General features: G+C 50.3%; 23 protein-coding genes. 20 read left to right on the forward strand and 3 right to left on the reverse strand.

From position 1 onward, the window contains the following. The first annotated feature begins 50 nt into the window (after positions 1-50). The 19 genes from cra (at position 51) to mutT (ending at position 22,698) form a co-directional block, all read left to right on the forward strand. The gene (gene cra / locus A9B99_RS14960; protein WP_064598792.1) at positions 51-1,055 is read left to right on the forward strand and encodes a catabolite repressor/activator; all 1,005 of its coding nucleotides are present in this window, start codon (positions 51-53) and stop codon (positions 1,053-1,055) included. Positions 1,056-1,596: 541 nt separating this feature from the next. Then, complete coding sequence (gene mraZ / locus A9B99_RS14965; protein WP_064598794.1) at positions 1,597-2,055, forward strand: division/cell wall cluster transcriptional repressor MraZ; 459 nt, start codon at positions 1,597-1,599, stop codon at positions 2,053-2,055. Beyond that, a complete protein-coding gene (gene rsmH, locus A9B99_RS14970; protein WP_064598796.1) occupies positions 2,056-3,000 on the forward strand; it encodes a 16S rRNA (cytosine(1402)-N(4))-methyltransferase RsmH in 945 nt (314 codons plus the stop codon). Further along, entirely contained in the window at positions 2,993-3,355 is a 363-nt protein-coding gene (gene ftsL, locus A9B99_RS14975; protein ID WP_064598798.1) for a cell division protein FtsL, read from the forward strand. The genes rsmH and ftsL overlap by 8 nt, the downstream gene beginning before the upstream one ends. 13 nt (positions 3,356-3,368) lie before the next feature. Further along, positions 3,369-5,135: a peptidoglycan glycosyltransferase FtsI gene (locus A9B99_RS14980; RefSeq protein WP_064598801.1), complete on the forward strand. Its 1,767-nt coding sequence runs from the start codon at positions 3,369-3,371 to the stop codon at positions 5,133-5,135. Continuing rightward, positions 5,122-6,609, forward strand: coding sequence for a UDP-N-acetylmuramoyl-L-alanyl-D-glutamate--2,6-diaminopimelate ligase (gene murE / locus A9B99_RS14985; protein WP_064598802.1), 1,488 nt, complete (start codon positions 5,122-5,124; stop codon positions 6,607-6,609). Before A9B99_RS14980 ends, murE begins: the two co-directional genes overlap by 14 nt. After that, positions 6,606-7,964: a UDP-N-acetylmuramoyl-tripeptide--D-alanyl-D-alanine ligase gene (gene murF / locus A9B99_RS14990; protein ID WP_064598804.1), complete on the forward strand. Its 1,359-nt coding sequence runs from the start codon at positions 6,606-6,608 to the stop codon at positions 7,962-7,964. The genes murE and murF overlap by 4 nt, the downstream gene beginning before the upstream one ends. Beyond that, complete coding sequence (gene mraY, locus A9B99_RS14995; protein WP_064598806.1) at positions 7,958-9,040, forward strand: phospho-N-acetylmuramoyl-pentapeptide-transferase; 1,083 nt, start codon at positions 7,958-7,960, stop codon at positions 9,038-9,040. Before murF ends, mraY begins: the two co-directional genes overlap by 7 nt. A 2-nt stretch (positions 9,041-9,042) precedes the next feature. Continuing rightward, the gene (murD, locus tag A9B99_RS15000; RefSeq protein ID WP_064598808.1) at positions 9,043-10,359 is read left to right on the forward strand and encodes a UDP-N-acetylmuramoyl-L-alanine--D-glutamate ligase; all 1,317 of its coding nucleotides are present in this window, start codon (positions 9,043-9,045) and stop codon (positions 10,357-10,359) included. After that, complete coding sequence (gene ftsW, locus A9B99_RS15005; protein WP_064598810.1) at positions 10,359-11,603, forward strand: cell division protein FtsW; 1,245 nt, start codon at positions 10,359-10,361, stop codon at positions 11,601-11,603. The genes murD and ftsW overlap by 1 nt, the downstream gene beginning before the upstream one ends. Continuing rightward, complete coding sequence (murG, locus tag A9B99_RS15010) at positions 11,600-12,667, forward strand: undecaprenyldiphospho-muramoylpentapeptide beta-N-acetylglucosaminyltransferase (RefSeq protein WP_064598812.1); 1,068 nt, start codon at positions 11,600-11,602, stop codon at positions 12,665-12,667. The genes ftsW and murG overlap by 4 nt, the downstream gene beginning before the upstream one ends. A gap of 66 nt (positions 12,668-12,733) precedes the next feature. Next, on the forward strand, positions 12,734-14,209 hold the full coding sequence (gene murC / locus A9B99_RS15015; RefSeq protein WP_064598814.1) for a UDP-N-acetylmuramate--L-alanine ligase: 1,476 nt from the start codon (positions 12,734-12,736) through the stop codon (positions 14,207-14,209). 113 nt (positions 14,210-14,322) lie between these two features. After that, the gene (gene ftsQ, locus A9B99_RS15020) at positions 14,323-15,159 is read left to right on the forward strand and encodes a cell division protein FtsQ (RefSeq protein ID WP_064598815.1); all 837 of its coding nucleotides are present in this window, start codon (positions 14,323-14,325) and stop codon (positions 15,157-15,159) included. Further along, positions 15,156-16,412: a cell division protein FtsA gene (gene ftsA / locus A9B99_RS15025; protein WP_064598816.1), complete on the forward strand. Its 1,257-nt coding sequence runs from the start codon at positions 15,156-15,158 to the stop codon at positions 16,410-16,412. Before ftsQ ends, ftsA begins: the two co-directional genes overlap by 4 nt. Before the next feature lie 62 nt (positions 16,413-16,474). Further along, positions 16,475-17,620: a cell division protein FtsZ gene (gene ftsZ / locus A9B99_RS15030; protein WP_036106169.1), complete on the forward strand. Its 1,146-nt coding sequence runs from the start codon at positions 16,475-16,477 to the stop codon at positions 17,618-17,620. A 100-nt stretch (positions 17,621-17,720) separates the two neighbouring features. After that, complete coding sequence (gene lpxC / locus A9B99_RS15035) at positions 17,721-18,638, forward strand: UDP-3-O-acyl-N-acetylglucosamine deacetylase (protein WP_036106166.1); 918 nt, start codon at positions 17,721-17,723, stop codon at positions 18,636-18,638. Between the two features lie 275 nt (positions 18,639-18,913). Continuing rightward, positions 18,914-19,423, forward strand: coding sequence for a secA translation cis-regulator SecM (gene secM / locus A9B99_RS15040; protein WP_064598818.1), 510 nt, complete (start codon positions 18,914-18,916; stop codon positions 19,421-19,423). Positions 19,424-19,483: 60 nt separating this feature from the next. After that, positions 19,484-22,189, forward strand: a complete 2,706-nt coding sequence (gene secA / locus A9B99_RS15045; protein ID WP_064598820.1) for a preprotein translocase subunit SecA — start codon at positions 19,484-19,486, stop codon at positions 22,187-22,189. Between the two features lie 116 nt (positions 22,190-22,305). Beyond that, a complete protein-coding gene (mutT, locus tag A9B99_RS15050; RefSeq protein ID WP_064598822.1) occupies positions 22,306-22,698 on the forward strand; it encodes an 8-oxo-dGTP diphosphatase MutT in 393 nt (130 codons plus the stop codon). Here the strand turns inward: mutT and yacG are convergent. Genes yacG through coaE form a run of 3 tightly spaced genes read right to left on the reverse strand, consistent with a single transcriptional unit; the run spans position 22,695 to position 24,263 of the window. Continuing rightward, positions 22,695-22,889, reverse strand: coding sequence for a DNA gyrase inhibitor YacG (gene yacG, locus A9B99_RS15055; protein WP_064598823.1), 195 nt, complete (start codon positions 22,887-22,889; stop codon positions 22,695-22,697). The two genes, mutT and yacG, sit on opposite strands and share 4 nt — an antisense overlap. A 9-nt stretch (positions 22,890-22,898) precedes the next feature. After that, positions 22,899-23,642: a cell division protein ZapD gene (gene zapD / locus A9B99_RS15060; RefSeq protein ID WP_064598825.1), complete on the reverse strand. Its 744-nt coding sequence runs from the start codon at positions 23,640-23,642 to the stop codon at positions 22,899-22,901. Between the two features lie 6 nt (positions 23,643-23,648). Further along, positions 23,649-24,263 (reverse strand): dephospho-CoA kinase, encoded by a 615-nt coding sequence (gene coaE, locus A9B99_RS15065; RefSeq protein ID WP_064598827.1) that lies wholly within the window; start codon positions 24,261-24,263, stop codon positions 23,649-23,651. A 388-nt stretch (positions 24,264-24,651) separates the two neighbouring features. Here coaE and A9B99_RS15070 point away from each other — a divergent pair, with 388 nt between their 5' ends. Further along, entirely contained in the window at positions 24,652-25,695 is a 1,044-nt protein-coding gene (locus A9B99_RS15070; RefSeq protein WP_064598829.1) for a GMP reductase, read from the forward strand. The last annotated feature ends 48 nt before the right edge of the window (positions 25,696-25,743 follow it).

Here is a 25,743-nt window from a genome sequence, read left to right on the forward strand (position 1 = left end):
GTTATTCAGGTTTCAGGGTGTTGAAGTATCTAAATCGTTAAGGGGCAAGAGTGAAACTGGACGAAATTGCACGCCTTGCGGGTGTGTCGCGTACCACTGCAAGCTATGTCATCAATGGTAAGGCTCGTCAGTATCGGGTGAGCGAAAAAACCGTTGAGAAAGTGATGGCAGTGGTCAGGGAATATAATTACCACCCTAATGCGGTTGCGGCAGGTTTGCGGGCGGGGCGAACTCGTTCTATTGGCCTGGTGATTCCTGACCTGGAAAATACCAGTTATACGCGCATTGCCAATTATCTTGAACGCCAGGCGCGTCAGCGTGGTTATCAATTACTTATCGCTTGCTCAGAAGATCAACCTGATAACGAAATGCGTTGTATTGAGCACTTACTGCAACGGCAAGTTGATGCCATTATCGTTTCAACCTCTTTACCGCCAGAACACCCTTTTTACCAGCGTTGGGTAAACAGCGATTTCCCTATTGTGGCCCTGGACAGAGCTCTGGATAGAGAACACTTCACCAGCGTTGTCGGTGCCGATCAGGATGATGCCGAAATGCTGGCGCGTGAATTACGTAAGTTTCCGGCCAATAAAGTGCTTTATCTGGGCGCTCTACCGGAACTCTCTGTCAGCTTCTTGCGCGAACAAGGGTTTCGTATTGCATGGGCGGATGACTCTCGCCAGGTCGATTTCCTGTATGCTGATAGCTATGAGCGCGATAATGCCGCACAACTATTTGAAAAATGGCTGGAAACCCATGACATGCCGGAAGCGTTGTTCACGACTTCATTTGCGCTCCTGCAGGGCGTGATGGATGTGACGTTGCGCCGTGAAGGAAAGCTCCCTTCAGATCTCGCAATTGCCACATTTGGCGATAACGAACTACTGGATTTTCTGCAATGCCCGGTACTGGCTGTTGCACAGCGCCATCGTGATGTGGCTGAGCGTGTGTTGGAGTTGGTGCTGGCGAGTCTGGATGAACCACGTAAGCCCAAGCCGGGTTTAACGCGTATTCGCCGTAATCTCTATCGCCGCGGCAGCCTTAGCCGCTACTAATCAAAATAACAGCAGCCATACCTGGCTGCTGTTATTATAAGAAAACTCTTAGTTCTGCTTTTTGTTATTCATTTTTCCAGCCCGATTTGGAACAATCCGAATATTGATATTGTATTAATTTGTTACAGCTGTTTTGCTCGCTGAATGTATAGGATTATTCCATCAGCATTTTTATGCTGTTTCAGGGGGATGTTTTTTTATCCTGTACCACTTAACTCCTGCTGTTAACCTCCCTCTGTTTGCCGTAAAATGCCGCCCAGGTCGCAAACTGAATAGTTTATTTGCAATTTGGTTGTATTTGTTGGTGTTAACGTTCTGCATGTATATTCATCACTTTTTTTACAAATATTCATAACGTTATTTCGTGTCACCGTTACAGCCTTTTACTCCATATCCTCTTTATTCACTGTTTTTGGCGAAATGTTTCGTCTGGTCGGCACTGGTGCTGGCTTGACAAGCTTTTCCTCTGCTCCGTAAACTCCTTGTGGTGGGAATTTGTGGAACAAAGTGGTGAAAAAGGTAATTTAAGGGGCAACTCGATATGTTCCGTGGTGCGACGGTAGTTAATCTCGATAGCAAAGGGCGATTATCCGTCCCGACCCGCTATCGCGAAAAACTGCTCGAACTGGCTACAGGGCAGATGGTTTGCACCATTGATATCCATAACCCATGTCTGCTGCTCTATACCCTGCCTGAATGGGAAGTTATTGAGCAGAAACTGGCGCGTTTGTCCGGTATGAATCCTGACGAAAGGCGGGTGCAACGCTTACTGTTGGGGCACGCCAGTGAATGCCAGATGGATAGTGCAGGAAGATTACTGTTAGCGCCGGTACTGCGCCAGCATGCCGGGCTCACAAAAGAAGTGATGCTGGTTGGGCAGTTCAATAAGTTTGAACTGTGGGATGAAGCAACCTGGTATCAACAAGTTAAGGAGGACATTGACGCTGAGCGGTCTTCGTCAGGCACATTGTCCGAAAGACTGCAGGATTTGTCTCTCTAAATGATGGAAAGTTATAAACACACAACAGTGCTGCTTGACGAAGCGGTAAATGGGTTAAACATTCGTCAGGATGGCATCTACATTGATGGCACCTTCGGCCGCGGAGGGCACTCTCGTCTTATTCTGTCTAAGTTAGGGGCAGAAGGACGGTTGCTGGCTATCGACCGGGATCCTCAGGCGATCGCAGCCGCCAGCCAGATCAATGACGAACGCTTTTCCATTGTTCATGGCCCGTTTTCTCACCTTGCTGATTATGTCGAAGAACTGGGGCTTACCGGTAAAATAGACGGGATCCTGCTTGATCTTGGCGTATCTTCTCCACAACTTGATGACCCTGAGAGGGGGTTTTCGTTTATGCGCGACGGGCCACTGGATATGCGTATGGATCCAACGCGAGGCCAGTCGGCGGCTGAATGGCTGCTGGGCGCAGAAGAACAGGATATTGCCTGGGTACTGAAAACCTATGGCGAAGAGCGCTTTGCAAAGCGTATTGCCAGAGCAATTGTTGAGCGCAATAAAGAAGCGCCGATGACACGTACTAAAGAGTTGGCTGAAGTCGTTGCTGCGGCAACACCGGTGAAAGACAAATTTAAACATCCAGCTACCCGGACGTTTCAGGCCGTGCGCATTTGGGTAAATAGTGAACTCGAAGAAATAGAACAAGCATTGAAAGGTGCCGTAACGGTTTTAGCGCCAGCTGGGCGCTTATCTGTGATTAGTTTCCATTCACTTGAAGACAGGCTGGTTAAACGGTTTATGCGTGAGCAAAGCCGTGGGCCGCAAGTACCAGCAGGGTTGCCAATGACTGAAGCGCAACTGCGTGCTTTGGGCGGCAGGCAACTTAAAGCGTTAGGAAAACTAATGCCAGGAGAGAATGAAGTGGCTGACAACCCGCGGGCTCGCAGCTCTGTACTGCGTATTGCTCAAAGGAGCGCGAATGATTAATCGCGTGACAGAGACCTTAAGCAAAATGACGACGCTTGGCGGTAATGAGCGTCACTCTCTGCCGGGAATCATCGGCGGAGATATTCTGCGCTTTGGGAAACTGCCGCTGATTTTGTTTGTCGCGATTGTGGTGTCGGCGGTGATGGTCGTTACTACTGTGCACTATACCCGTTTACTGACTGCGCAACGCGAGCAACTGGTGGTTGAACGTGATGCGCTGGATATAGAATGGCGAAATCTCATCCTGGAAGAGAACGCACTCGCTGATCACAGCCGTGTTGAGCGTATCGCAACTGATAAGCTTAAAATGCAGCATGTTGATCCTTCACAAGAAAATATCGTAGTGCAGCAATAAAGGACCAGCAACGATGAAGGCAGCGAATAAATCGCTTAAATCGAAACGTCAGGAAGAACAAGCCAACTTTGTAAGTTGGCGTTTTGCGTTGCTTTGTGGCTGCATTCTGCTGGCTCTCGCTTTTCTGTTAGGTCGTGTAGCGTGGTTACAGGTGGTCAATCCCGATATGTTGGTGCGCCAGGGGGACATGCGTTCCCTGCGTGTACAGGAAGTCTCCACGTCTCGTGGCATGATCACAGACCGCGAAGGCCGCCCGCTGGCAGTCAGTGTGCCAGTAAAAGCGATTTGGGCAGATCCGAAAGAGTTACATGACGCGGGTGGTGTTACTCTGGATTCACGCTGGAAAGCGCTTGCTGATGCATTAAAAATGCCGCTCGACCAAATGGCTTCGCGGGTTAACGCAAACCCCCGAGGCCGTTTTATTTATCTGGCCCGTCAGGTCAACCCCGATATTGCCGACTACATCAAAAAGTTGAAACTTCCAGGCATTCATCTGCGGGAAGAATCCCGCCGTTATTATCCCTCGGGCGAAGTGACTGCTCACTTAATAGGTTTCACGAACATTGACAGCCAGGGCATTGAAGGGATTGAAAAAAGCTTCGATAAATGGCTTACCGGGCAGCCAGGCGAGCGCGTGGTGCGTAAAGACCGCTATGGTCGCGTGATTGAAGACATTTCATCTACTGACAGCCAGGCCGCTCATAACCTGGCTTTAAGCATTGATGAGCGCCTGCAGGCACTGGTTTATCGTGAACTGAATAATGCTGTCGCGTTCAATAAAGCTGAATCAGGTAGCGCGGTACTGGTGGATGTCAACACAGGTGAAGTTTTGGCAATGGCAAACAGTCCATCCTATAACCCGAACAACCTGACTGGTACACCCAAAGATGTCATGCGTAACCGCACGATTACTGACGTTTTTGAGCCTGGGTCAACGGTAAAACCCATGGTGGTGATGACAGCCTTACAACGAGGCGTAGTACAGGAAAACAGTGTGCTTAACACGGTTCCTTACTACATCAATGGTCATGAAATTAAAGATGTTGGCCGTTACAGCGAACTGACCGTAACGGGGATTCTGCAGAAGTCGAGTAACGTTGGTGTATCCCGGCTGGCGTTAGCGATGCCGTCCTCAGCGTTAGTAGATACTTACTCACGTTTTGGGCTGGGGAAATCGACCAATTTGGGGTTGGTCGGAGAACGCAGTGGCTTATTTCCAACAAAACAACGGTGGTCTGACATAGAGAGGGCCACCTTTTCTTTCGGCTACGGGCTAATGGTAACACCGTTACAGTTAGCGCGAGTCTACGCAACCATTGGCAGTTTCGGTATTTATCGGCCGCTTTCCATTACGAAAGTTGACCCTCCGGTACCAGGGGAACGCGTGTTCTCTGAGGCAACCGTGCGTACAGTGGTACACATGATGGAAAGTGTCGCCCTGCCGGGTGGGGGCGGTGTGAAGGCTGCAATCAAAGGCTATCGTATTGCCATTAAAACGGGAACGGCAAAAAAAGTCGGCCCCGATGGCCGTTATATCAACAAATACATTGCTTATACCGCCGGTGTCGCTCCCGCCAGTAACCCGCGTTTTGCGCTGGTAGTGGTGATAAACGATCCGCAGGCGGGTAAGTATTATGGTGGTGCCGTGTCAGCGCCAGTCTTCGGGGCAATCATGGGGGGCGTTCTGCGCACCATGAATGTTGAACCGGATGCGCTCCCTACGGGAGATAAAAACGATTTTGTAATTAATCAGAAAGAGGGTACAGGTGGCAGATCGTAATTTGCGCGACCTTCTCGTGCCGTGGGTGCCAGAGGCACCGGCGCGAGCACTGCGAGAGATGACACTCGACAGCCGTGGGGCTGCCGCAGGGGATCTTTTTGTGGCGGTGGTCGGTCATCAGGCGGACGGGCGTCGGTATATCCCGCAGGCGATAGCGCAAGGTGTTGCTGCTGTAATAGCGGAAGCAGAAGGGGAAGCTGCTGACGGCGAAATCCGTGAAATGCATGGTGTTCCGGTGGTTTATCTCAGCCAACTGGACCAGCGTTTATCCGCATTAGCGGGGCGTTTTTACCATGAACCCTCTCATTCATTATGTCTGGTAGGTGTCACCGGCACGAACGGTAAAACCACCACCACACAGTTACTTGCTCAGTGGGCACAAATTTTGGGTAACGTCAGCGCTGTGATGGGCACCGTCGGTAACGGTTTGCTGGGGAGTGTGGCTCCAACGGCAAATACCACGGGTTCCGCAGTTGATGTTCAGCATATGTTATCCGGCTTTGTTGACCAGGGGGCAAATTTTGCTGCCATGGAAGTCTCTTCCCATGGTCTGGTTCAGCACCGGGTTGCTGCGGTTAAATTTGCGGCCTCGGTTTTCACCAATCTTAGTCGTGATCACCTTGATTATCATGGCGATATGGCGCATTACGAAGCGGCTAAATGGCTGCTATTTTCTGAACACCAGTGTGGTGTTGCCATCGTTAATGCGGACGATGAAGTTGGTCGGCGCTGGCTGGAGAAACTCCCCGATGCTGTGGCTGTTGCTGTTGATACCCCACTCAACCCGGACCAACATAACCGCTGGCTGAAAGCGACACATGTGTCTTATCACGACCGTGGCGCGACGATTCAGTTCGCTTCCTCCTGGGGAGATGGCGAGATAGAAAGCGGGCTGATGGGCGCCTTCAACGTGAGTAATTTATTACTTGCTTTGGCTACGTTGCTGTCACAAGGCTATGCCTTCGAATCACTTCTGGCGACGGCCTCTCAGTTGCAACCAGTCTGTGGCCGTATGGAGGTTTTCAGCGCGCCGGGTAAACCGACCGTTGTGGTTGATTATGCACATACACCTGATGCTCTGGAAAAAGCGCTCATGGCAGCGCGTTTGCACTGCCCGGGTAAGCTGTGGTGCGTGTTTGGATGTGGTGGCGACCGTGATAAAGGCAAGCGTCCATTAATGGGCGCTATAGCTGAAGAGTTTGCGGATGTCGCTGTAGTGACTGACGACAATCCCCGCACCGAAGAGCCAGGCGCCATTATTGACGATATTCTTGCGGGAATGCTGGATGCCGGGCGTGCCCGTGTTATGCCGGGGCGTGCTGAGGCTGTGACCAGTGTCATTATGCAGGCTAAACCCGGTGATGTGGTGTTATTGGCGGGCAAAGGCCATGAAGATTATCAAATCGTGGGTACGCGTCGTCTGGACTACTCAGACCGTGTAACGGCAGCTCGTTTATTGGGGGTGGTCGCATGATCCCGGTAACGCTTGAGCAACTGGCTACGGTCCTTAACGGGCAACATATTGGTGCCGACTGCCAAATTAAAGATGTCACCACGGACACACGTAAATTAACTGCTGGCTGTCTGTTTGTCGCCCTGAAAGGTGAACGTTTTGACGCCCATGATTTTGCGCAAAAAGCCATTGAAGGTGGCGCAGGTGCGTTACTGGTCAGTCGCCAGCTACCTCTGGATATCCCTCAACTGGTAGTGGAAGACACGCGCATTGCGTTTGGGAGACTGGGTGCATGGGTACGCCAGCAGGTGCCAGCGAGAGTTGTTGCGCTGACTGGTTCCTCGGGAAAAACCTCGGTTAAAGAGATGACGGCGGCCATTCTTGGCCGTTGTGGAAACACCCTCTACACGCTGGGTAATCTTAATAATGATATTGGTGTCCCTATGACTCTGCTGCGTCTGACGCCAGAGTATCAGTATGCTGTGATTGAACTGGGCGCCAATCACCAGGGCGAAATTGCCTGGACCGTTAGCCTGACTCAACCTGAAGCGGCACTGGTTAATAACCTGGCAGCGGCACACCTCGAAGGTTTTGGGTCTCTGGCGGGAGTGGCCAAAGCCAAAGGCGAGATTTTTGGTGGGCTACCACCCACTGGTGTCGCCATTGTGAATGCCGATAACAATGACTTACCTGGCTGGAAGGCGGTGATTGGTGATCGCAAAATTTGGCGTTTTTCACCGGAACAACCCGGCAGTGATTTTCACGCGCGTGATGTGCGGATAACCTCGCAAGGTACTGTTTTTACATTGTGTACGCCCGAGGGCGAATGTGAAGTAGTACTGCCCTTACCCGGGCGGCATAACATTGCTAATGCTCTGGCTGCAACGGCGTTATCTATGGCAGTTGGTGCACCCTTGAGCGCGGTGAAAGCGGGTCTGGCGCAGTTACAGGCTGTTCCGGGGCGCTTATTCCCCATTCTTTTATCCGCAACCCAGTTATTACTGGACGATAGCTATAACGCCAATGTGGGGTCGATGACTGCTGCGGTGAGTGTATTGTCTGAAATGCCGGGTTATCGTGTGCTGGTTGTGGGGGATATGGCTGAACTGGGCGATGAAGCACAAGCGTGCCATCACCAAATCGGTGAGGCTGCGAAAGCGGCTGGTCTGGATAAAGTTCTGAGTGTGGGAAGCCTGAGTTATTCCATCAGTTCAGCCAGTGGAGTGGGTGAACATTTCAGTAATAAAACATTATTAATTGAGCGGTTACGTGAATTAGTCGCGGAAAATTCAACAATAACAATGCTGGTGAAAGGGTCACGGAGTTCTGCCATGGAAGAGGTGGTACATGCATTACAGGAGAACAGGACATGCTAGTCTGGCTGGCCGAGCATTTGGTCAAATATTATTCCGGTTTTAACGTCTTCTCATATTTGACGTTTCGCGCCATCGTGAGCCTGTTGACCGCGTTGTTTATCTCCTTGTGGATGGGGCCCCGCATGATTGCCCGTCTGCAACAACTGTCGTTTGGGCAAGTGGTGCGTAATGATGGCCCGGAAAGCCATTTCAGCAAACGTGGTACCCCCACAATGGGCGGAATCATGATTCTGACGTCCATTGTGGTTTCAGTCTTATTGTGGGCATACCCGTCAAACCCGTATGTCTGGTGCGTATTAACCGTGCTGGTAGGTTTTGGCATTGTCGGCTTTGTCGATGATTACCGCAAAGTGGTGCGTAAAGATACCAAAGGGCTGGTTGCTCGCTGGAAGTATTTTTGGATGTCCGTGATTTCTTTGGGCGTCGCTTTTGGTTTATATGCTGCCGGGCATGGTACACCGGCCACTCAGCTGGTGGTGCCTTTCTTTAAAGACATCATGCCACAGCTTGGCCTGTTCTACGTTGTACTGGCGTATTTTGTGATTGTTGGTACGGGTAACGCCGTTAACCTGACAGATGGCCTGGATGGTCTGGCAATCATGCCTACCGTGTTTGTCGCAGCAGGTTTTGCGTTAGTAGCCTGGGCTACGGGTAACATGAATTTTGCTAACTACCTGCATATTCCTTATCTGCGCCATGCTGGTGAGCTGGTTATTGTGTGTACTGCAATCGTTGGAGCTGGTTTGGGTTTTTTGTGGTTTAACACCTATCCGGCTCAGGTTTTCATGGGAGACGTGGGGTCTCTGGCACTGGGTGGAGCACTCGGTGTGATTGCAGTATTGCTGCGCCAGGAATTCTTGCTGGTAATCATGGGTGGGGTGTTTGTAGTGGAAACCCTGTCGGTCATCTTACAGGTTGGGTCGTTTAAACTGCGTGGTCAGCGCATTTTTCGTATGGCGCCTATCCACCATCACTATGAATTAAAAGGCTGGCCAGAACCGCGCGTAATTGTGCGTTTCTGGATTATCTCGCTGATGCTGGTCCTGATTGGGCTGGCTACGCTTAAGGTGCGTTAATCATGGCAGATTACCAGGGCAAAAACGTTGTTATTATCGGCCTGGGTTTAACCGGACTTTCCTGCGTTAATTTCTTCCTTGCGCGGGGGGTAACTCCGCGTGTAATGGACACGCGGGTAACACCTCCGGGGATAGATAAGCTCCCGGAACATGTTGAACGCTATGTGGGGAGCCTGAATGAAGACTGGCTACTTGCAGCAGATTTGATAATTGCCAGCCCTGGTATCGCCCTGGCTACACCTGCCCTGAGCGCAGCTGCGGACGCTGGTGTCGAAATCATCGGCGATATAGAGCTCTTCTGCCGTGAAGTACAGGCTCCTGTTGTTGCTGTTACTGGGTCTAATGGCAAAAGCACGGTGACCACGCTGGTTGGCGAAATGGCGAAAGCAGCAGGCGTCTCAGTTGGTGTGGGCGGTAATATCGGCCTGCCGGCGCTGATGCTGCTGGATTTACCTCATGAGTTGTATGTGCTTGAGCTTTCCAGTTTCCAGTTGGAAACCACCTACAGCCTCAATGCTGCCGCGGCCACTATTCTCAATGTTACTGAAGATCATATGGACAGGTATCCTTTTGGTCTTCAGCAATACCGGGCTGCAAAGTTACGTATTTATGAAAATGCCCGTGTCTGTGTTGTGAATGCCGATGACGCATTAACAATGCCTGTGCGTGGCGCTGATGCACGGTGTGTCAGTTTTGGTGTGGATGTCGGCGATTACCACCTTAACCGCCAGCAGGGTGAAACCTGGTTGCGTGTGAAAGGTGAGAAAGTGCTCAACGTGAAAGAGATGAAACTGGTTGGGCGGCATAACTACACCAACGCGCTGGCAGCACTCGCTCTGGCCGATGCAGTGGGCTTACCGCGTGCCAGTAGCCTGAAAGCGTTAACCACGTTTACCGGCCTGGCTCATCGTTTTGAGTTGGTGCTGGAAAGCAAAGGTGTGCGCTGGATTAATGACTCCAAGGCTACCAATGTTGGCAGCACCGAAGCGGCGCTCAATGGTTTGCATTGCGAGGGGACGTTGCATCTGTTGCTGGGCGGGGATGGTAAATCGGCAGACTTCTCACCTTTGCGTCCTTTCCTTCAGGGAGACAGTATTCGCCTCTATTGTTTTGGCCGGGATGGCGCGCAACTGGCGGAACTCCGCCCGGATGTGGCTGAACAAACCGAAACGATGGAAGAGGCTATGCGGCTGATAGCCGGGCAAGTTAAGCCGGGAGATATGGTGTTGTTATCTCCTGCTTGTGCCAGCCTGGATCAGTTTAAAAACTTTGAACAGCGTGGCGAGATCTTCGCGCAACTGGCGAAGGAGTTAGGCTGATGCGTTTATCTCTCCCTCGTCTTCGTATGCCGCGGATACCCGGGTTTTTTATCCTGGGGTGGTTATTTACCGCGCTGAAAGGCTGGGTGATGGGTTCCCGGGAGAAAGACGCCAACAGTATGGTGTTGTATGACCGTACGTTGTTCTGGCTGACTCTGGGGCTGGCGGCAATTGGTTTTGTCATGGTGACTTCAGCATCAATGCCTGTCGGGCAACGTTTGGCCGGTGATCCCTTTTTGTTCTCTAAACGTGATGGGTTGTATCTGGTACTGGCTTTTGTCCTTGCTCTGGTTACCCTGCGTTTGCCTATGACGTTCTGGCAAAAATACAGCGCGCCTATGCTGTTGGCATCAATTGTGATGCTGCTGATTGTGCTGGTGGTAGGTAGCTCAGTAAACGGGGCATCGCGCTGGATTGCGCTGGGGCCATTACGTATTCAGCCTGCGGAATTTTCGAAGCTATCGCTGTTTTGTTACCTCTCCAACTACCTGGTACGTAAGGTGGATGAAGTCCGTAATAATTTGCGCGGCTTTCTGAAACCCATGGGCGTTATCCTGGTGATGGCAGTGTTATTACTGGCTCAGCCTGACCTGGGGACAGTGGTGGTACTGTTTGTTACGACGCTTGCGATGCTGTTCCTGGCTGGTGCCAAGCTTTGGCAATTTATTGCCATCATCGGTATGGGCATTTCCGCAGTGGTGTTACTGATTTTGGCAGAGCCTTATCGTATCCGGCGTGTGACTTCATTCTGGAACCCCTGGCAAGATCCCTTTGGCAGCGGCTACCAGTTAACACAATCACTGATGGCTTTCGGGCGTGGTGAGCTTTGGGGGCAAGGACTCGGCAATTCAGTACAAAAACTCGAATATTTGCCCGAAGCACATACCGATTTCATCTTCTCAATTATTGGTGAAGAGCTGGGATATATCGGTGTGGTACTGGCGCTTTTGATGGTATTCTTCGTCGCTTTTCGCGCCATGTCGATTGGCAAACGCGCACTGGAAATTGACCAGCGTTTCTCGGGGTTTCTGGCCTGTTCTATTGGTATCTGGTTTAGCTTCCAGGCGCTGGTAAACGTTGGAGCTGCTGCTGGTATGCTGCCAACGAAAGGGCTGACACTGCCGCTTATCAGCTACGGTGGTTCCAGCCTGCTGATTATGTCTACAGCAATCATATTATTGCTGCGAATTGATTATGAAACACGTCTGGCAAAAGCGCAGGCGTTTACACGAGGTGCGCGATGAGTAGTGGACCTAAGCGATTAATGGTGATGGCTGGCGGGACTGGCGGGCATGTTTTCCCCGGGCTTGCTGTTGCTCACTATTTGATGGCTCAGGGCTGGCAGGTTCGCTGGCTGGGTACTGCAGACCGCATGGAAGCAGATTTGGTTCCGGCGCGTGGTATCGAAATTGATTTTATTCGTATTTCAGGGATTCGCGGTAAAGGGCTTAAAGCCATGTTACTGGCACCATGGCGGATATTTAACGCCTGGCGTCAGGCCCGGGCCATTATGAAAAATTATCGCCCGGATGTGGTATTAGGCATGGGCGGTTATGTTTCCGGCCCCGGTGGTCTGGCTGCATGGTCGCTGGGTATTCCGGTGGTTTTGCATGAGCAAAACGGTATAGCCGGGTTAACCAATAAATGGCTGTCGCGCATTGCCAGCAAAGTCATGCAGGCATTCCCGGGGGCTTTCCCTAAGGCAGATGTCGTGGGTAACCCTGTCCGTGAGGATGTGCTGGCACTGCCATTACCGCAAGACAGGCTATCCGGGCGTACTGGGCCAGTTCGGGTATTAGTGGTGGGCGGTTCTCAGGGAGCCCGGGTTCTCAATCAAACAATGCCCGGTGTTGCCGCTCAATTAGGGGAAAGTATCACCATTTGGCACCAGTGCGGGAAAGGTGCTGGAGAAGAGGTGATGCAGGCTTATGCAACTGCAACCCCTGTCAGGCATAAAGTTACTGAGTTTATTGACGATATGGCTCAGGCGTATGCCTGGGCAGATGTTGTGGTCTGCCGCTCCGGGGCGCTGACGGTAAGTGAAATCGCTGCTGCGGGGTTACCCGCTATTTTTGTGCCTTTTCAGCATAAAGACCGCCAGCAATACTGGAACGCTGCGCCACTGGAGAAAGTCGGGGCTGCACGCATTTTGGAGCAACCGCAATTCACGGCTCAGGCCGTGGCCGATATTCTGAGTGGTTGGGATCGTCAGGTTCTGCTCTCTATGGCGAAATTAGCCCGGGAAGCAGCTATTCCTGATGCAACACAGCGTGTAGCAAATGAGATTGTGCATCAGGCCAGAGCCTGATGTGTCGGGTTGCGACAGGCAACCGCATGTTTTTGATGTGAAGGCAAAGAGCCTCAGGTTTAAAGAATGAATACACAAGAACTGGCAAAACTGCGTTCAATCGTTCCTGAAATGCGCCGCGTGCGGCACATTCACTTTGTTGGCATTGGTGGTGCCGGCATGGGAGGGATTGCCGAAGTGCTGGCGAATGAAGGTTACCAAATCAGTGGTTCTGATTTAGCGCCAAACCCGGTTACGCAGCAACTGTCAGCGCTGGGCGCGACGATTTATTTTAATCATCGCCCTGAAAACGTCCGTGATGCCAGTGTGGTTGTGGTATCCACTGCCATTCGGGCGGATAACCCGGAAATAATTGCAGCGCATGAAGCACGTATTCCGGTGATTCGCCGTGCTGAAATGTTGGCGGAATTGATGCGTTTTCGTCATGGCATTGCTATTGCCGGTACGCATGGAAAGACTACTACCACGGCGATGGTGGCGAGTATTTATGCAGAAGCAGGTCTTGACCCGACGTTCGTGAATGGTGGCCTGGTCAAAGCGGCAGGTACTCATGCCCGTTTAGGACACAGCCGTTACCTGATTGCAGAAGCAGATGAAAGCGATGCCTCTTTCCTGCATTTGCAGCCAATGGTCGCTGTGGTGACCAATATAGAAGCCGACCATATGGATACTTACCATGGCGACTTTGAGAACCTGAAGCAGACATTTATTAATTTCCTTCACAACCTGCCGTTTTATGGTAGAGCGGTTATGTGCGTGGATGACCCGGTTATCAAAGAGTTATTGCCGCGGGTTGGACGTCAACTGACCACTTATGGCTTTAGTGAAGACGCGGATGTTCGCATTGAAAACTACCTGCAGTCGGGCGCACAAGGGCACTTTGACATCCTGCGCCAGGATAAGCCCGTACTGCATGTCATGTTAAATGCGCCTGGCCGGCATAACGCCCTGAATGCGGCAGCTGCGGTGGCAGTAGCAACTGAAGAAGGCATTGATGACAGCGCTATTTTACGCGCACTTGAAAGTTTTGCTGGTACAGGGCGTCGCTTCGATTTCCTTGGCGAGTTTCCTCTTGATGCTATTAATGGCAAGCAAGGCACGGCGTTATTGGTTGATGACTATGGTCACCACCCGACTGAAGTTGACGCAACTATCAAGGCAGCGCGTGCAGGGTGGCCGGATAAACATCTGGTGATGGTGTTCCAGCCCCACCGTTATACGCGTACCCGTGATTTGTATGACGACTTTGCCAATGTGTTATCGCAGGTTGATGCGCTAATTATGCTGGATGTCTACCCGGCGGGAGAAACGCCGATTCCAGGTGCGGACAGCCGTTCTCTGTGCCGCACAATTCGGGGGCGTGGCAAGGTTGACCCGATTCTGGTTTCCGATCATGCGCAGGTTGCCCAAATGTTGGCACCTATTCTGTCCGGGAATGATTTAGTGTTGGTCCAGGGGGCGGGTAATATTGGCAAGATAGCGCGTACGCTGGCAGAAACACGTCTGGTTCCTCAGTTACAGGAAGAAGACACTCATGGCTGAGAAATTGGCACCCATGCAGGGTAGCAAGGCAGATAAGTTACCTGTTGAGTGCCAGCCTGGTACCCGGATTTTGGGTAAGTTTGTTGTAAATATACTGGAACTGGCGGAGTGATATGTCCCAGGCGGCGTTGAATACACGTACTCAGCAGGAAGAAAAAGCCTTTTCCGGGCGCAGTAATGGCACGCGGCTTGCGGGCATTATCTTCCTGATAGCGGTACTACTGACAATCTTTATCGGCGGCTGGATGGTTGTACGCTGGATGGAAGATGCTCAGCGCTTGCCTCTGTCACGTCTTGTTGTGACGGGTGAGCGCCATTACACACGTAATGACGATATTCGCCAGGCAATACTGGCCCTGGGCGCTCCAGGAACTTTTATGACGCAGGATGTAGACATTATCCAGCAGCAAATTGAACGGCTTCCCTGGATAAAACAGGCCAGTGTCAGAAAACAGTGGCCGGATGAATTGAAGATTCATCTGGTTGAATATGTGCCGATTGCACGCTGGAATGACCAGCACATGATTGATGCACAAGGTAATTCATTCAGTGTACCTGCGGACAGAATGGCAAAACAAGTCTTGCCGGGGCTGTCTGGTCCGGAAGGAAGTGAGGTTGAAGTTCTTGAAGGATACCGGGCAATGAGTGATGTGCTGGCGAAATCCAGGTTTACGTTGAAGGATGCAGCCATGACGGCCAGACGCTCCTGGGTTTTAACCCTGGATAACGGGATTAAACTCAACCTTGGCCGCGGCGATACGATGAAACGCCTGAACCGCTTTATCGAACTTTACCCAGTTCTTTTAAAGCAGGCGCAGACGGACAACAAGCTTATCAGTTATGTTGACCTGCGCTATGACTCAGGTGCTGCGGTGGGTTGGGCTCCGGCCCCGGCTCCCGCTGAAGGAACTAATCAACAACAGAATCAGGCACAGGCAAAACAACAATGATTAAGTCGACGGACAGAAAACTGGTGGTTGGACTGGAGATTGGCACTGCAAAAGTTGCCGCTTTAGTAGGGGAAGTTCTGCCCGACGGAGTGATTAACATTATCGGTGTGGGAAGTTGTCCGTCCCGGGGTATGGATAAAGGGGGCGTTAACGATCTTGAATCTGTGGTTAAGTGCGTACAGCGTGCCATTGATCAGGCTGAGTTAATGGCAGACTGCCAAATATCTTCTGTTTACCTGGCGCTGTCAGGTAAACATATTAGCTGCCAGAACGAAATCGGCATGGTGCCAATTTCAGAAGAGGAAGTGACCCAGGAAGATGTGGAAAATGTAGTGCATACGGCGAAATCTGTTCGTGTAAGAGATGAGCATAGGGTGCTGCATGTCATTCCACAAGAATACGCCATCGACTACCAGGAAGGGATTAAAAACCCGGTTGGTTTATCCGGTGTGCGTATGCAGGCCAAAGTGCACTTGATTACCTGCCACAACGATATGGCGAAAAATATTGTGAAAGCTGTAGAGCGCTGTGGCCTGAAGGTTGACCAACTGATTTTCGCCGGGCTTGCTTCCAGTTACGCGGTGCTGACAGAAGATGAGCGAGAGTTGGGCGTCTGTGTCGTCGATATCGGCGGTGGTACAATGGACATGGCGGTTTACACTGGTGGTGCATTGCGACATACCAGAGTCATTCCCTACGCAGGGAATGTGGTTACCAGTGATATTGCTTACGCTTTTGGTACACCACCCAGCGATGCAGAGGCGATTAAAGTGCGTCATGGTTGTGCATTGGGGTCACTGGTCGGCAAAGATGAAAGTGTTGAGGTACCCAGCGTGGGTGGCAGGCCGCCGCGCAGCCTTCAGCGCCAGACTTTGGCCGAGGTTATCGAACCTCGCTACACCGAATTGTTGAATTTGGTGAATGAAGAGATCCTGCAGTTGCAGGAACAGTTACGTCAGCAAGGTGTCAAACACCACCTGGCTGCAGGGATTGTGCTGACAGGTGGCGCAGCCCAAATGGAAGGTTTGGCCGCGTGTGCCCAACGAGTATTCCATACTCAGGTGCGCATTGGTCAGCCTTTAAATATCACTGGCCTTACCGATTATGCTCAGGAGCCGTATTATTCAACCGCAGTTGGGTTATTACATTACGGCAAGGAATCGCATTTAACCGGTGAGACTGAAGTGGAAAAGCACACATCAGTCACTTCGTGGTTTAAACGAATTAATAGCTGGCTGAGAAAAGAGTTTTAATTTTATTAAGAGACTATGACAATAAGTAGTCTCAGGCGACAGGCACAAAACGGAGAGAAACTATGTTTGAACCTATGGAACTGACCAATGACGCGGTGATTAAAGTCATCGGCGTCGGTGGCGGCGGCGGTAATGCCGTAGAACACATGGTGCGCGAACGCATTGAAGGCGTTGAATTTTTTGCCGTCAATACTGATGCGCAGGCATTGCGTAAAACAGCTGTTGGCCAGACGATTCAGATCGGTAGTGGTATCACTAAAGGTCTGGGGGCTGGCGCAAATCCGGAAGTAGGCCGTAATGCTGCGGAAGAAGACCGTGAAGCATTACGTTCCGCACTGGAAGGTGCTGACATGGTCTTTATCGCAGCCGGTATGGGCGGCGGTACGGGGACTGGTGCAGCACCCGTTGTGGCTGAAGTTGCAAAAGATTTAGGTATTCTGACTGTTGCTGTGGTGACCAAGCCTTTTAATTTTGAAGGCAAAAAGCGCATGGCATTTGCGGAGCAGGGTATCACTGAACTGTCCAAGCATGTCGATTCATTGATTACAATTCCGAACGACAAACTGCTGAAAGTGCTTGGCCGCGGTATCTCTTTGCTGGATGCCTTTGGTGCGGCGAACGATGTCCTTAAAGGTGCAGTACAGGGGATTGCTGAACTGATCACCCGCCCAGGTCTGATGAACGTCGACTTTGCTGACGTGCGTACTGTAATGTCAGAAATGGGTTATGCCATGATGGGCTCGGGTGTCGCGACAGGCGAAGACCGTGCTGAAGAAGCCGCTGAAATGGCTATTTCCAGCCCGCTGTTGGAAGATATCGACCTGTCTGGTGCGCGTGGCGTACTGGTTAACATCACTGCTGGCTTTGACCTGCGTCTGGATGAGTTCGAAACCGTGGGTAATACTATCCGTGCTTTCGCGTCTGACAATGCTACAGTGGTTATCGGTACCTCTCTGGATCCAGAAATGAACGATGAACTGCGTGTAACGGTTGTTGCCACCGGGATTGGTATGGACAAGCGTCCAGAAATCACGCTGGTAACCAACAAGCAACAGCAGCAGCCGGTTATGGGTTACCAGAGTGGTATGACCCAACTGCAGCCAGAGCAGAAAAATGTGGCGAAGGTCGTGAACGATACGGCTTCCCAGAGCAATAAAGAGCCCGATTATCTGGATATTCCAGCCTTCCTGCGTAAGCAGGCAGACTAAGAATTAGCCGGAATTTGGGTATCTCAGCTCTTTATGCTACTATGACTCGCCGATAGTGATGTACACTTTCGGTCGGATCAGTAACAGGCGAGATAATGCGATGATCAAACAAAGGACATTAAAACGTATTGTTCAGGCGACGGGTGTCGGTTTGCATACCGGCAAAAAAGTCACGCTGACGTTACGCCCTGCGCCGGCTAACACCGGGGTCATCTATCGTCGTACCGACTTGAATCCACCGGTAGATTTCCCGGCTGATGCCAAATCTGTGCGTGATACCATGCTCTGTACGTGCCTGGTGAATGAGCATGACGTGCGGATATCAACCGTGGAGCACCTGAACGCAGCTCTGGCTGGTTTAGGCATCGACAATATTATTGTTGAAGTGGATGCGCCAGAAATTCCAATTATGGATGGCAGTGCTGCTCCCTTCGTTTATCTGTTGATGGACGCAGGTGTTGACGAGCTGAATGTCGCGAAGAAATTCGTGCGCATTAAAGATGTCGTCCGGGTTGAGGATGGTGATAAATGGGCAGAGTTCAGACCGCATAATGGTTTTACTCTGGATTTCACCATTGATTTTAATCACCCGGCGATTGATGCCAGCACTCAGCGTTACAGCATGAACTTCTCGGCAGATGCGTTTATGCGCCAAATCAGCCGGGCACGTACTTTCGGTTTTATGCGTGACATCGAATATCTTCAGTCGCGTGGTTTGTGTCTTGGTGGTAGTTTTGATTGTGCTATCGTCGTGGATGACTACCGTGTGCTGAATGAAGATGGTCTGCGTTTTGAAGACGAGTTTGTGCGTCACAAAATGCTGGATGCCATTGGTGACCTGTTTATGTGTGGTCACAATATTATCGGTGCGTTTACCGCGTATAAATCTGGCCATGCGCTGAATAACAAACTGTTGCAGGCTGTGCTTGCTAAACAAGAAGCGTGGGAATACGTGACCTTCGAAGACGAAGCTGAACTGCCACTGGCTTTCAAGGCACCGTCGACAGTCCTGGCATAAGGGCAAGATACATTTAAAACGACTGGTTAATCAGGCACTCTCTCCGGCCTGGTGACCCAGTCGTTTTTTATTTTTGTAACACGACAGCTATTTCCTCTTTTCTGCTTCTGTTTTTTCATTTAATTGGTTTGTTCGCTCATTTGTTACGCGTTTTTTCGGGGTTCATCGCAGGGATTAAGCTGATGAATGGCGCGTTTGGTGATACTATTTGGTCGCTAAAATGTGGCTTGTCAGTTTGTATAGCCAAAATGATTCAATTCCTTTGGTGAAATAGAGTGTCCGGTATATTTGCGCGTTGGCGACAATTAGGTAGACGATATTTCTGGCCCCATCTGCTGTTAGGGATGGTTGCGGCCAGTTTTGGGCTACCTGTTTTAGCGAGCAGTAACGCCGGAGCCACTACTCCAGCAGAAACCGCAGCGAACTATAATCGTTTTAATCCCGCACTCTCGTTAGCGCAATTGCAGGAGAGCAACCGCCGCCAGTCAACATTTAGTGTCGATTACTGGCACCAGCATGCTATTCGTACTGTTATCCGTCATCTGACTTTTGTTATGGCACCTCAGGTGATGGCAGGCGCTTCGGTGCCCAATGAATCGCCACTGGAAAAACAGCACATTGCATTGCTTGATACGCTTAGTGCGCTGCTTACTCAGGAAAGTAAACCACCGTCGGTTGTACGCCAGGAGCCCTGGCCTGCAATGGCACCCTCACTCTCCTTTACCTTTACGAACTGGCTGGGCACTGCTCAGGGGATTCGTGCAGGCCCGCAAGCTCGCTGCTGATAAACACCACTACTCTTATCATTTTGTTTTATCGCTCAGCGAAGCGTTTGGGAATTTATTATGTTAGTCAAACTATTAACTAAAGTATTCGGAAGCCGTAACGACCGTACGTTGCGTCGTATGCGTAAACTTGTTACGCAAATTAATGCCATGGAGCCGGCAATTGAAAAATTGTCAGATGATGAACTCAAAGGCAAAACAGGCGAGTTCCGTGCGCGTCTCGAGAAAGGCGACTCACTGGAAAGTATCCTGCCTGAAGCGTTCGCTGTAGTTCGTGAAGCCAGTAAACGCGTGTTTGGTATGCGCCATTTCGATGTTCAGTTGCTTGGCGGTATGGTGCTCAATGAGCGCTGCATTGCGGAAATGCGTACTGGTGAAGGTAAAACACTGACTGCGACATTACCGGCCTATCTGAATGCACTGAGCGGTAAAGGTGTTCATGTGGTAACGGTGAACGATTATCTCGCCCAGCGTGATGCTGAAAATAACCGCCCATTGTTTGAATTCCTGGGCCTGAGTGTGGGTATTAACCTGCCAGGTATGCCCGCGCCGGCGAAGCGTGAAGCTTATGCGGCGGATATTACTTACGGCACCAACAATGAGTACGGGTTCGATTACCTGCGTGACAACATGGCATTCAGCCCGGAAGAGCGCGTACAACGTAAACTGCATTATGCACTGGTGGATGAAGTTGACTCCATTCTTATCGATGAAGCTCGTACGCCATTAATCATTTCTGGTCCGGCAGAAGACAGCTCGGAAATGTACCGCCGGGTGAACACTATCATTCCTCATCTGGTTCGCCAGGAAAAAGAAGATTCCGATACGTTCCAGGGGGAAGGTCACTTCTCTGTAGATGAAAAAGCACGTCAGGTTAACCTGACTGAACGTGGCCTGGTACTGATAGAAGAGTTACTGGTCCAGGAAGGCATTATGGAAGAAGGTGAATCGCTGTATTCACCGGGCAATATTATGCTGATGCACCACGTAACAGCGGCACTACGTGCACATGCTTTGTTTACCCGCGATGTTGATTACATTGTGAAAGACGGTGAAGTCATCATTGTTGATGAACATACAGGCCGTACTATGCAGGGCCGCCGTTGGTCTGATGGTCTTCACCAGGCTGTGGAAGCAAAAGAAGGTGTTGATATTCAAAATGAAAACCAGACTCTGGCTTCCATTACCTTCCAGAACTACTTCCGCTTGTACGAAAAACTTGCGGGTATGACGGGCACGGCAGATACCGAAGCCTTCGAGTTCAGCTCAATCTATAAACTGGATACTGTCGTCGTGCCAACCAACCGGCCAATGGTTCGTAAAGACATGGCTGACCTGGTCTACATGACCGAAGCAGAGAAAATTGCCGCGATCATCGAAGATATTCGTGAACGTACTGCGAAAGGTCAGCCAGTTCTGGTTGGTACTATCTCCATTGAAAAATCTGAGCTGGTTGCGCAAGAACTGACGAAAGCAGGCATAAAACACAATGTACTGAATGCGAAGTTCCATGCACGCGAAGCAGATATTGTTGCTCAGGCCGGTTATCCGGGGTCTGTTACCATCGCCACCAACATGGCTGGGCGTGGTACCGATATTATGTTGGGTGGTAGCTGGCAGGCTGAATTGGCGGAGCTTGAAGCACCAACTGATGAGCAAATAGCTGAAATCAAAAGCAACTGGCAGCAACGCCACGATGCCGTATTGGCATCCGGTGGTCTGCATATTATTGGTACTGAACGCCATGAATCGCGACGTATTGATAACCAGTTGCGTGGCCGTTCAGGCCGTCAGGGTGATCCTGGTTCATCGCGTTTCTATTTGTCAATGGAAGATGCCCTGATGCGTATTTTCGCATCAGACCGTGTCTCTAACATGATGCGTAAGCTGGGGATGAAACCGGGCGAAGCCATTGAGCACCCCTGGGTAACTAAAGCCATCGCCAATGCGCAGCGTAAAGTGGAAAGCCGCAACTTTGATATTCGTAAGCAATTGCTGGAATATGATGATGTAGCGAACGATCAGCGCCGTGCAATTTATACTCAGCGTAATGAATTGCTGGATGCCAGTGATGTCAGCGAAACAATCAACAGCATTCGTGAAGATGTGTTTAAGACTACGATTGATGCTCATATTCCGCCTCAGTCTCTGGAAGAGATGTGGGATATTCCAGGTTTGGAAGAGCGCCTGAAAAATGATTTCGATCTCGAAATGCCAATTTCTGAGTGGCTGGATAAAGAGCCTGAACTGCACGAAGAAACATTGCGTGAACGTATTCTGCAGATGGCTGTTGAAGTCTATCAGCGTAAAGAAGAAATTGTTGGCACCGAGATGATGCGCAATTTCGAAAAAGGTGTGATGCTGCAGACGCTGGACAGCCTGTGGAAAGAGCACCTTGCTGCCATGGATTACCTGCGTCAGGGGATTCACTTGCGCGGCTATGCGCAAAAAGATCCTAAGCAAGAGTATAAACGTGAATCTTTCTCTATGTTCGCGGCTATGCTGGAGTCACTGAAGTACGAAGTAATCAGTACGCTGAGCAAAGTTCAGGTGCGTTTACCTGAGGAAGTTGAAGCCATGGAACAGCAACGCCGTGAAGAAGCTGAACGTTTGGCGCAAATGCAGCAACTGAGCCATCAAAGTGATGATCTCCAGGCCGCGCAGTCTCTGGCTGAACAAACAGGTGATCGTAAAGTAGGGCGTAATGATCCTTGTCCTTGTGGTTCAGGCAAAAAATATAAGCAATGCCATGGTCGCCTGAGCTAAGACAGGTACATGCTGTTGGTTAAATTTTAACGGTAATTAATCGGGCCAGGGGGAAACCTCTGGCCTGGTCATATCCGGGGCACAGAAGACTGCGCCTCTTTTTCAGGAGCTTCCCCATGAAACGATTTGAGATAGCGGTTGGGATCATTCGTAATCAGAATGCAGAGATTTTTCTGGCGCAACGAAGTGCTGGCTCGCATATGGCGAATATGTGGGAGTTTCCCGGTGGGAAAATTGAACAAGGAGAAACCCCGGAACAGGCACTGGAACGGGAGTTAATGGAGGAAGTTGGAATTACACCCACAGGCTTCTCATTATTTGAAAAACAGGAACACCAGTTCCCTGACCGGCATGTCAGCCTTTGGTTTTTCCTTGTTGAGCAGTGGGATGGCGAACCCTGGGGAAAAGAAGGCCAACCTTCTCGTTGGGTGGCTCAACAGGCGCTGGAGCCGGAACAATTTCCGCCAGCTAATGCGCCTGTTATCGCAAAACTGCAGCAAACTGCTTAGTCCTGCTTTTCACTCCACTCATCGCTGTCAGATAAGGTGTTTTGGCTGGGGATGCGTTTCTCTTCTGCGGCCCACTCACCTAAATCAATCAACTGGCAGCGTTTTGAACAAAATGGCCGCCATGGGCTTTGCTCATTCCAGATAACGGTTTTGCCACAAGTTGGGCAGTTCACTTCTGTTGTTTCAGACATCATACTTCCTTAGCAACAAGCCAAATTGAAATCAATCCGCTCCGGTATTACCCCATGTTCACTATCCAGAGGCAGGAAACGAATGGCAAAACGGCTTTTATGACCGGACACTTGCGGATAGATAGCATCCTCAAGATTCATCTCGAGACGTAACAAATCGGCATCATCGCCATTGTCCTGATAAAACCCATTGAGGCTGGTTTGTTTACGAAAAGGTGAGGAGTGGCGAATCAGATCAAGGATCAAGGCAAGCGTTTCGCGCAGCGATTCAAGGCTGGCTAACCAGTGATTTACCAGATTGTTGCGTGCGCTTTCGCTGGCATTTAGCCAGACATGCAACGTTGGCAGGTCAAAACTACAGCAGCCACCGGGAATGCTTAAACGCTGGCGGACCAGACTTATCAGCTTATCTTCGCGCAATACTTGCCCCAGGCGTGAGCCTGCCATCAGGCTGGAACCTGTATTCCTTAGCTGTTCTTTTAGTGATGTGATGCGTTGCATGTCAACCCCAGGTACTTCCACCCATGCCTGAAGTTTACGCTGCTGGCGTTCCAGTTCTTTAAGTAACTCTGTTCGAATATCACCGCGTTCAAAAATATCCAGCAGGTCACTAATATTTCTTAAAAAATAGAGTGCGGAAGGGTAATCATTTAAAGGGAGCTGAGAAGAAAGTTGTTGTAGCAAAAACTCTATACGCAGCCATGTGCGCATTTTCTCGCTCAGGGGATGTTCAAAAAGTATTTGCGAGCTCATTCTTCCTCATTCCTGTCTGACGGACTGCATAGCCAGCGCCATGTATAGTTGGTGCAGGCGGGCCACATCGCGAGTTAATGTTTGTGGTAAACCATCATTATTAATAATGTCATCCGCGACAGCAAGACGCGCCTCCCGGCTTACCTGTGCTGAGATAATGTGTTGCGCAAGTTCTCGGCTGACATTATCTCGCACCATGGTTCTCTTAATCTGAGTTTCAGTACTGACATCAACAACCAATACGCGGTCAGCTTGTCGCTGAAGTTGGTTTTCAACCAGCAAAGGTACGACCCACAAGACATAAGGCGATGATGCCTGAGCAATAGCTTGCTGTGTCCGTTGGTGAATTAATGGATGTAATAAGGCATTAAGCCACTGCTTTTCTTTGGTATCAGTAAAAATACGTTCACGCAGTGCTGTGCGGTTGAGTGAGCCTTCGGGGCTGATTATCTGTTCGCCAAAATGCTCAGCAATTTTTTGCAGGGCCGGTTGGTCCGGCGCCACAACTTCTCTGGCGATAATGTCTGCATCAACTAGCGATACACCATGGTTGGCAAACAGCGCAGCAACAGTACTTTTGCCACTGCCAATCCCTCCGGTAAGCGCAACAGTGAAGACCATAACCAACGAAACCCCGATGTAATGAGTGTGCTTATAACAAAAGAAAAATGCCTTTTCCCTTGCGAAACCATGTCAGAGCTCAAAATTACCGCCATTTTTGCACAACATGGCAACGGTACCTGAAAATATCCGCCAACAGCACACCGTCCCCAGTGGCTGATTTAATCATACTTTCGAAAAAAGTGAGCAATACATAGCCGAAAATAAGTTTTTTATATAGGTTATCTTTAACGCCATTCTGACGTTAAATTTATAGGATTGTAGCGTAAAAAAGTCGCTTTTCGCAGTCTTGCGCTGCCTTTATTAGTGCGTAAGATAACGTCACTGGAGCTGGCAGTTGTATCGCCTCTTACCCTTTATTACATCGCCACGACCAGGAAAATCGCAAATGCGTATTGAAGAAGATATCAAGTTAGGTTTTAAAGACGTACTTATCCGCCCAAAACGTTCCACACTGAAAAGCCGCTCTGATGTAGAACTTGAACGCCAGTATACTTTTAAACATTCTGGTGTGAACTGGGCTGGCGTTCCTGTTATTGCTGCAAATATGGATACCGTGGGTACCTTCAGTATGGCGGGTGCTCTGGCTGCGTTTGATATTTTGACAGCAGTCCATAAACATTATTCTGTTGAAGACTGGCGCCAGTTTGTTGAGCAAGCTCCGGTTACTGTGCTGCGCCATGTTATGGTGTCTACAGGGACATCGGCCGCTGATTTTGAAAAGACTAAACAGATTCTGGCACTGAGCCCGTCTCTGGTTTTTGTCTGTATCGATGTCGCCAATGGCTACTCAGAACACTTCGTTCAGTTTGTGGCAAAAGCGCGTGAAGCATGGCCTGATAAAGTTATTTGTGCCGGGAATGTGGTAACGGGTGAAATGTGTGAAGAGCTGATCCTGTCAGGTGCGGATATTGTGAAAGTCGGCATTGGACCTGGTTCTGTCTGTACCACTCGTGTAAAAACCGGGGTCGGTTACCCACAGTTGTCCGCAGTCATTGAGTGTGCTGATGCCGCTCATGGCCTTGGTGGGCAAATCGTGAGCGATGGTGGTTGTACAGTACCTGGTGACGTGGCCAAAGCTTTTGGCGGCGGCGCTGATTTTGTCATGCTTGGCGGTATGCTGGCAGGCCATGAAGAGAGTGGTGGCACTGTAGTTGAAGAAAATGGTGAGAAATTTATGCTGTTCTATGGCATGAGTTCTGCCTCTGCTATGAACCGCCATGTTGGTGGTGTGGCAGAATACCGTGCTGCAGAAGGCAAAACCGTGAAGCTTCCTTTGCGTGGGCCGGTTGAAAACACCGCGCGGGATATTCTGGGGGGGTTACGTTCAGCCTGTACCTATGTCGGGGCTTCCCGCCTGAAAGAATTGACTAAACGCACAACATTCATTCGTGTGCAGGAGCAGGAAAACCGGGTGTTCAACAGCCTGTAATAGTTTCCCATCCTATTTACAGGGTAAGTTGGACTTACCCTGTTTCTC

Source organism: Mangrovibacter phragmitis (assembly GCF_001655675.1).
GTDB lineage: Bacteria > Pseudomonadota > Gammaproteobacteria > Enterobacterales > Enterobacteriaceae > Mangrovibacter > Mangrovibacter phragmitis.

What these genes read in the sequence shown, in the direction of transcription:
- mraZ (WP_064598794.1), top strand. Translation starts at nt 1,597, where the DNA reads ATGTTCCGTGGTGCGACGGTAGTTAATCTCGATAGCAAAGGGCGATTA.
- rsmH (WP_064598796.1), top strand. Translation starts at nt 2,056, where the DNA reads ATGATGGAAAGTTATAAACACACAACAGTGCTGCTTGACGAAGCGGTA.
- ftsL (WP_064598798.1), top strand. Translation starts at nt 2,993, where the DNA reads ATGATTAATCGCGTGACAGAGACCTTAAGCAAAATGACGACGCTTGGC.
- A9B99_RS14980 (WP_064598801.1), top strand. Translation starts at nt 3,369, where the DNA reads ATGAAGGCAGCGAATAAATCGCTTAAATCGAAACGTCAGGAAGAACAA.
- murF (WP_064598804.1), top strand. Translation starts at nt 6,606, where the DNA reads ATGATCCCGGTAACGCTTGAGCAACTGGCTACGGTCCTTAACGGGCAA.
- mraY (WP_064598806.1), top strand. Translation starts at nt 7,958, where the DNA reads ATGCTAGTCTGGCTGGCCGAGCATTTGGTCAAATATTATTCCGGTTTT.
- murD (WP_064598808.1), top strand. Translation starts at nt 9,043, where the DNA reads ATGGCAGATTACCAGGGCAAAAACGTTGTTATTATCGGCCTGGGTTTA.
- ftsW (WP_064598810.1), top strand. Translation starts at nt 10,359, where the DNA reads ATGCGTTTATCTCTCCCTCGTCTTCGTATGCCGCGGATACCCGGGTTT.
- murG (WP_064598812.1), top strand. Translation starts at nt 11,600, where the DNA reads ATGAGTAGTGGACCTAAGCGATTAATGGTGATGGCTGGCGGGACTGGC.
- murC (WP_064598814.1), top strand. Translation starts at nt 12,734, where the DNA reads ATGAATACACAAGAACTGGCAAAACTGCGTTCAATCGTTCCTGAAATG.
- ftsQ (WP_064598815.1), top strand. Translation starts at nt 14,323, where the DNA reads ATGTCCCAGGCGGCGTTGAATACACGTACTCAGCAGGAAGAAAAAGCC.
- ftsA (WP_064598816.1), top strand. Translation starts at nt 15,156, where the DNA reads ATGATTAAGTCGACGGACAGAAAACTGGTGGTTGGACTGGAGATTGGC.
- ftsZ (WP_036106169.1), top strand. Translation starts at nt 16,475, where the DNA reads ATGTTTGAACCTATGGAACTGACCAATGACGCGGTGATTAAAGTCATC.
- lpxC (WP_036106166.1), top strand. Translation starts at nt 17,721, where the DNA reads ATGATCAAACAAAGGACATTAAAACGTATTGTTCAGGCGACGGGTGTC.
- secA (WP_064598820.1), top strand. Translation starts at nt 19,484, where the DNA reads ATGTTAGTCAAACTATTAACTAAAGTATTCGGAAGCCGTAACGACCGT.
- mutT (WP_064598822.1), top strand. Translation starts at nt 22,306, where the DNA reads ATGAAACGATTTGAGATAGCGGTTGGGATCATTCGTAATCAGAATGCA.
- yacG (WP_064598823.1), bottom strand. Translation starts at nt 22,889, where the DNA reads ATGTCTGAAACAACAGAAGTGAACTGCCCAACTTGTGGCAAAACCGTT.
- zapD (WP_064598825.1), bottom strand. Translation starts at nt 23,642, where the DNA reads ATGAGCTCGCAAATACTTTTTGAACATCCCCTGAGCGAGAAAATGCGC.
- coaE (WP_064598827.1), bottom strand. Translation starts at nt 24,263, where the DNA reads ATGGTCTTCACTGTTGCGCTTACCGGAGGGATTGGCAGTGGCAAAAGT.
- A9B99_RS15070 (WP_064598829.1), top strand. Translation starts at nt 24,652, where the DNA reads ATGCGTATTGAAGAAGATATCAAGTTAGGTTTTAAAGACGTACTTATC.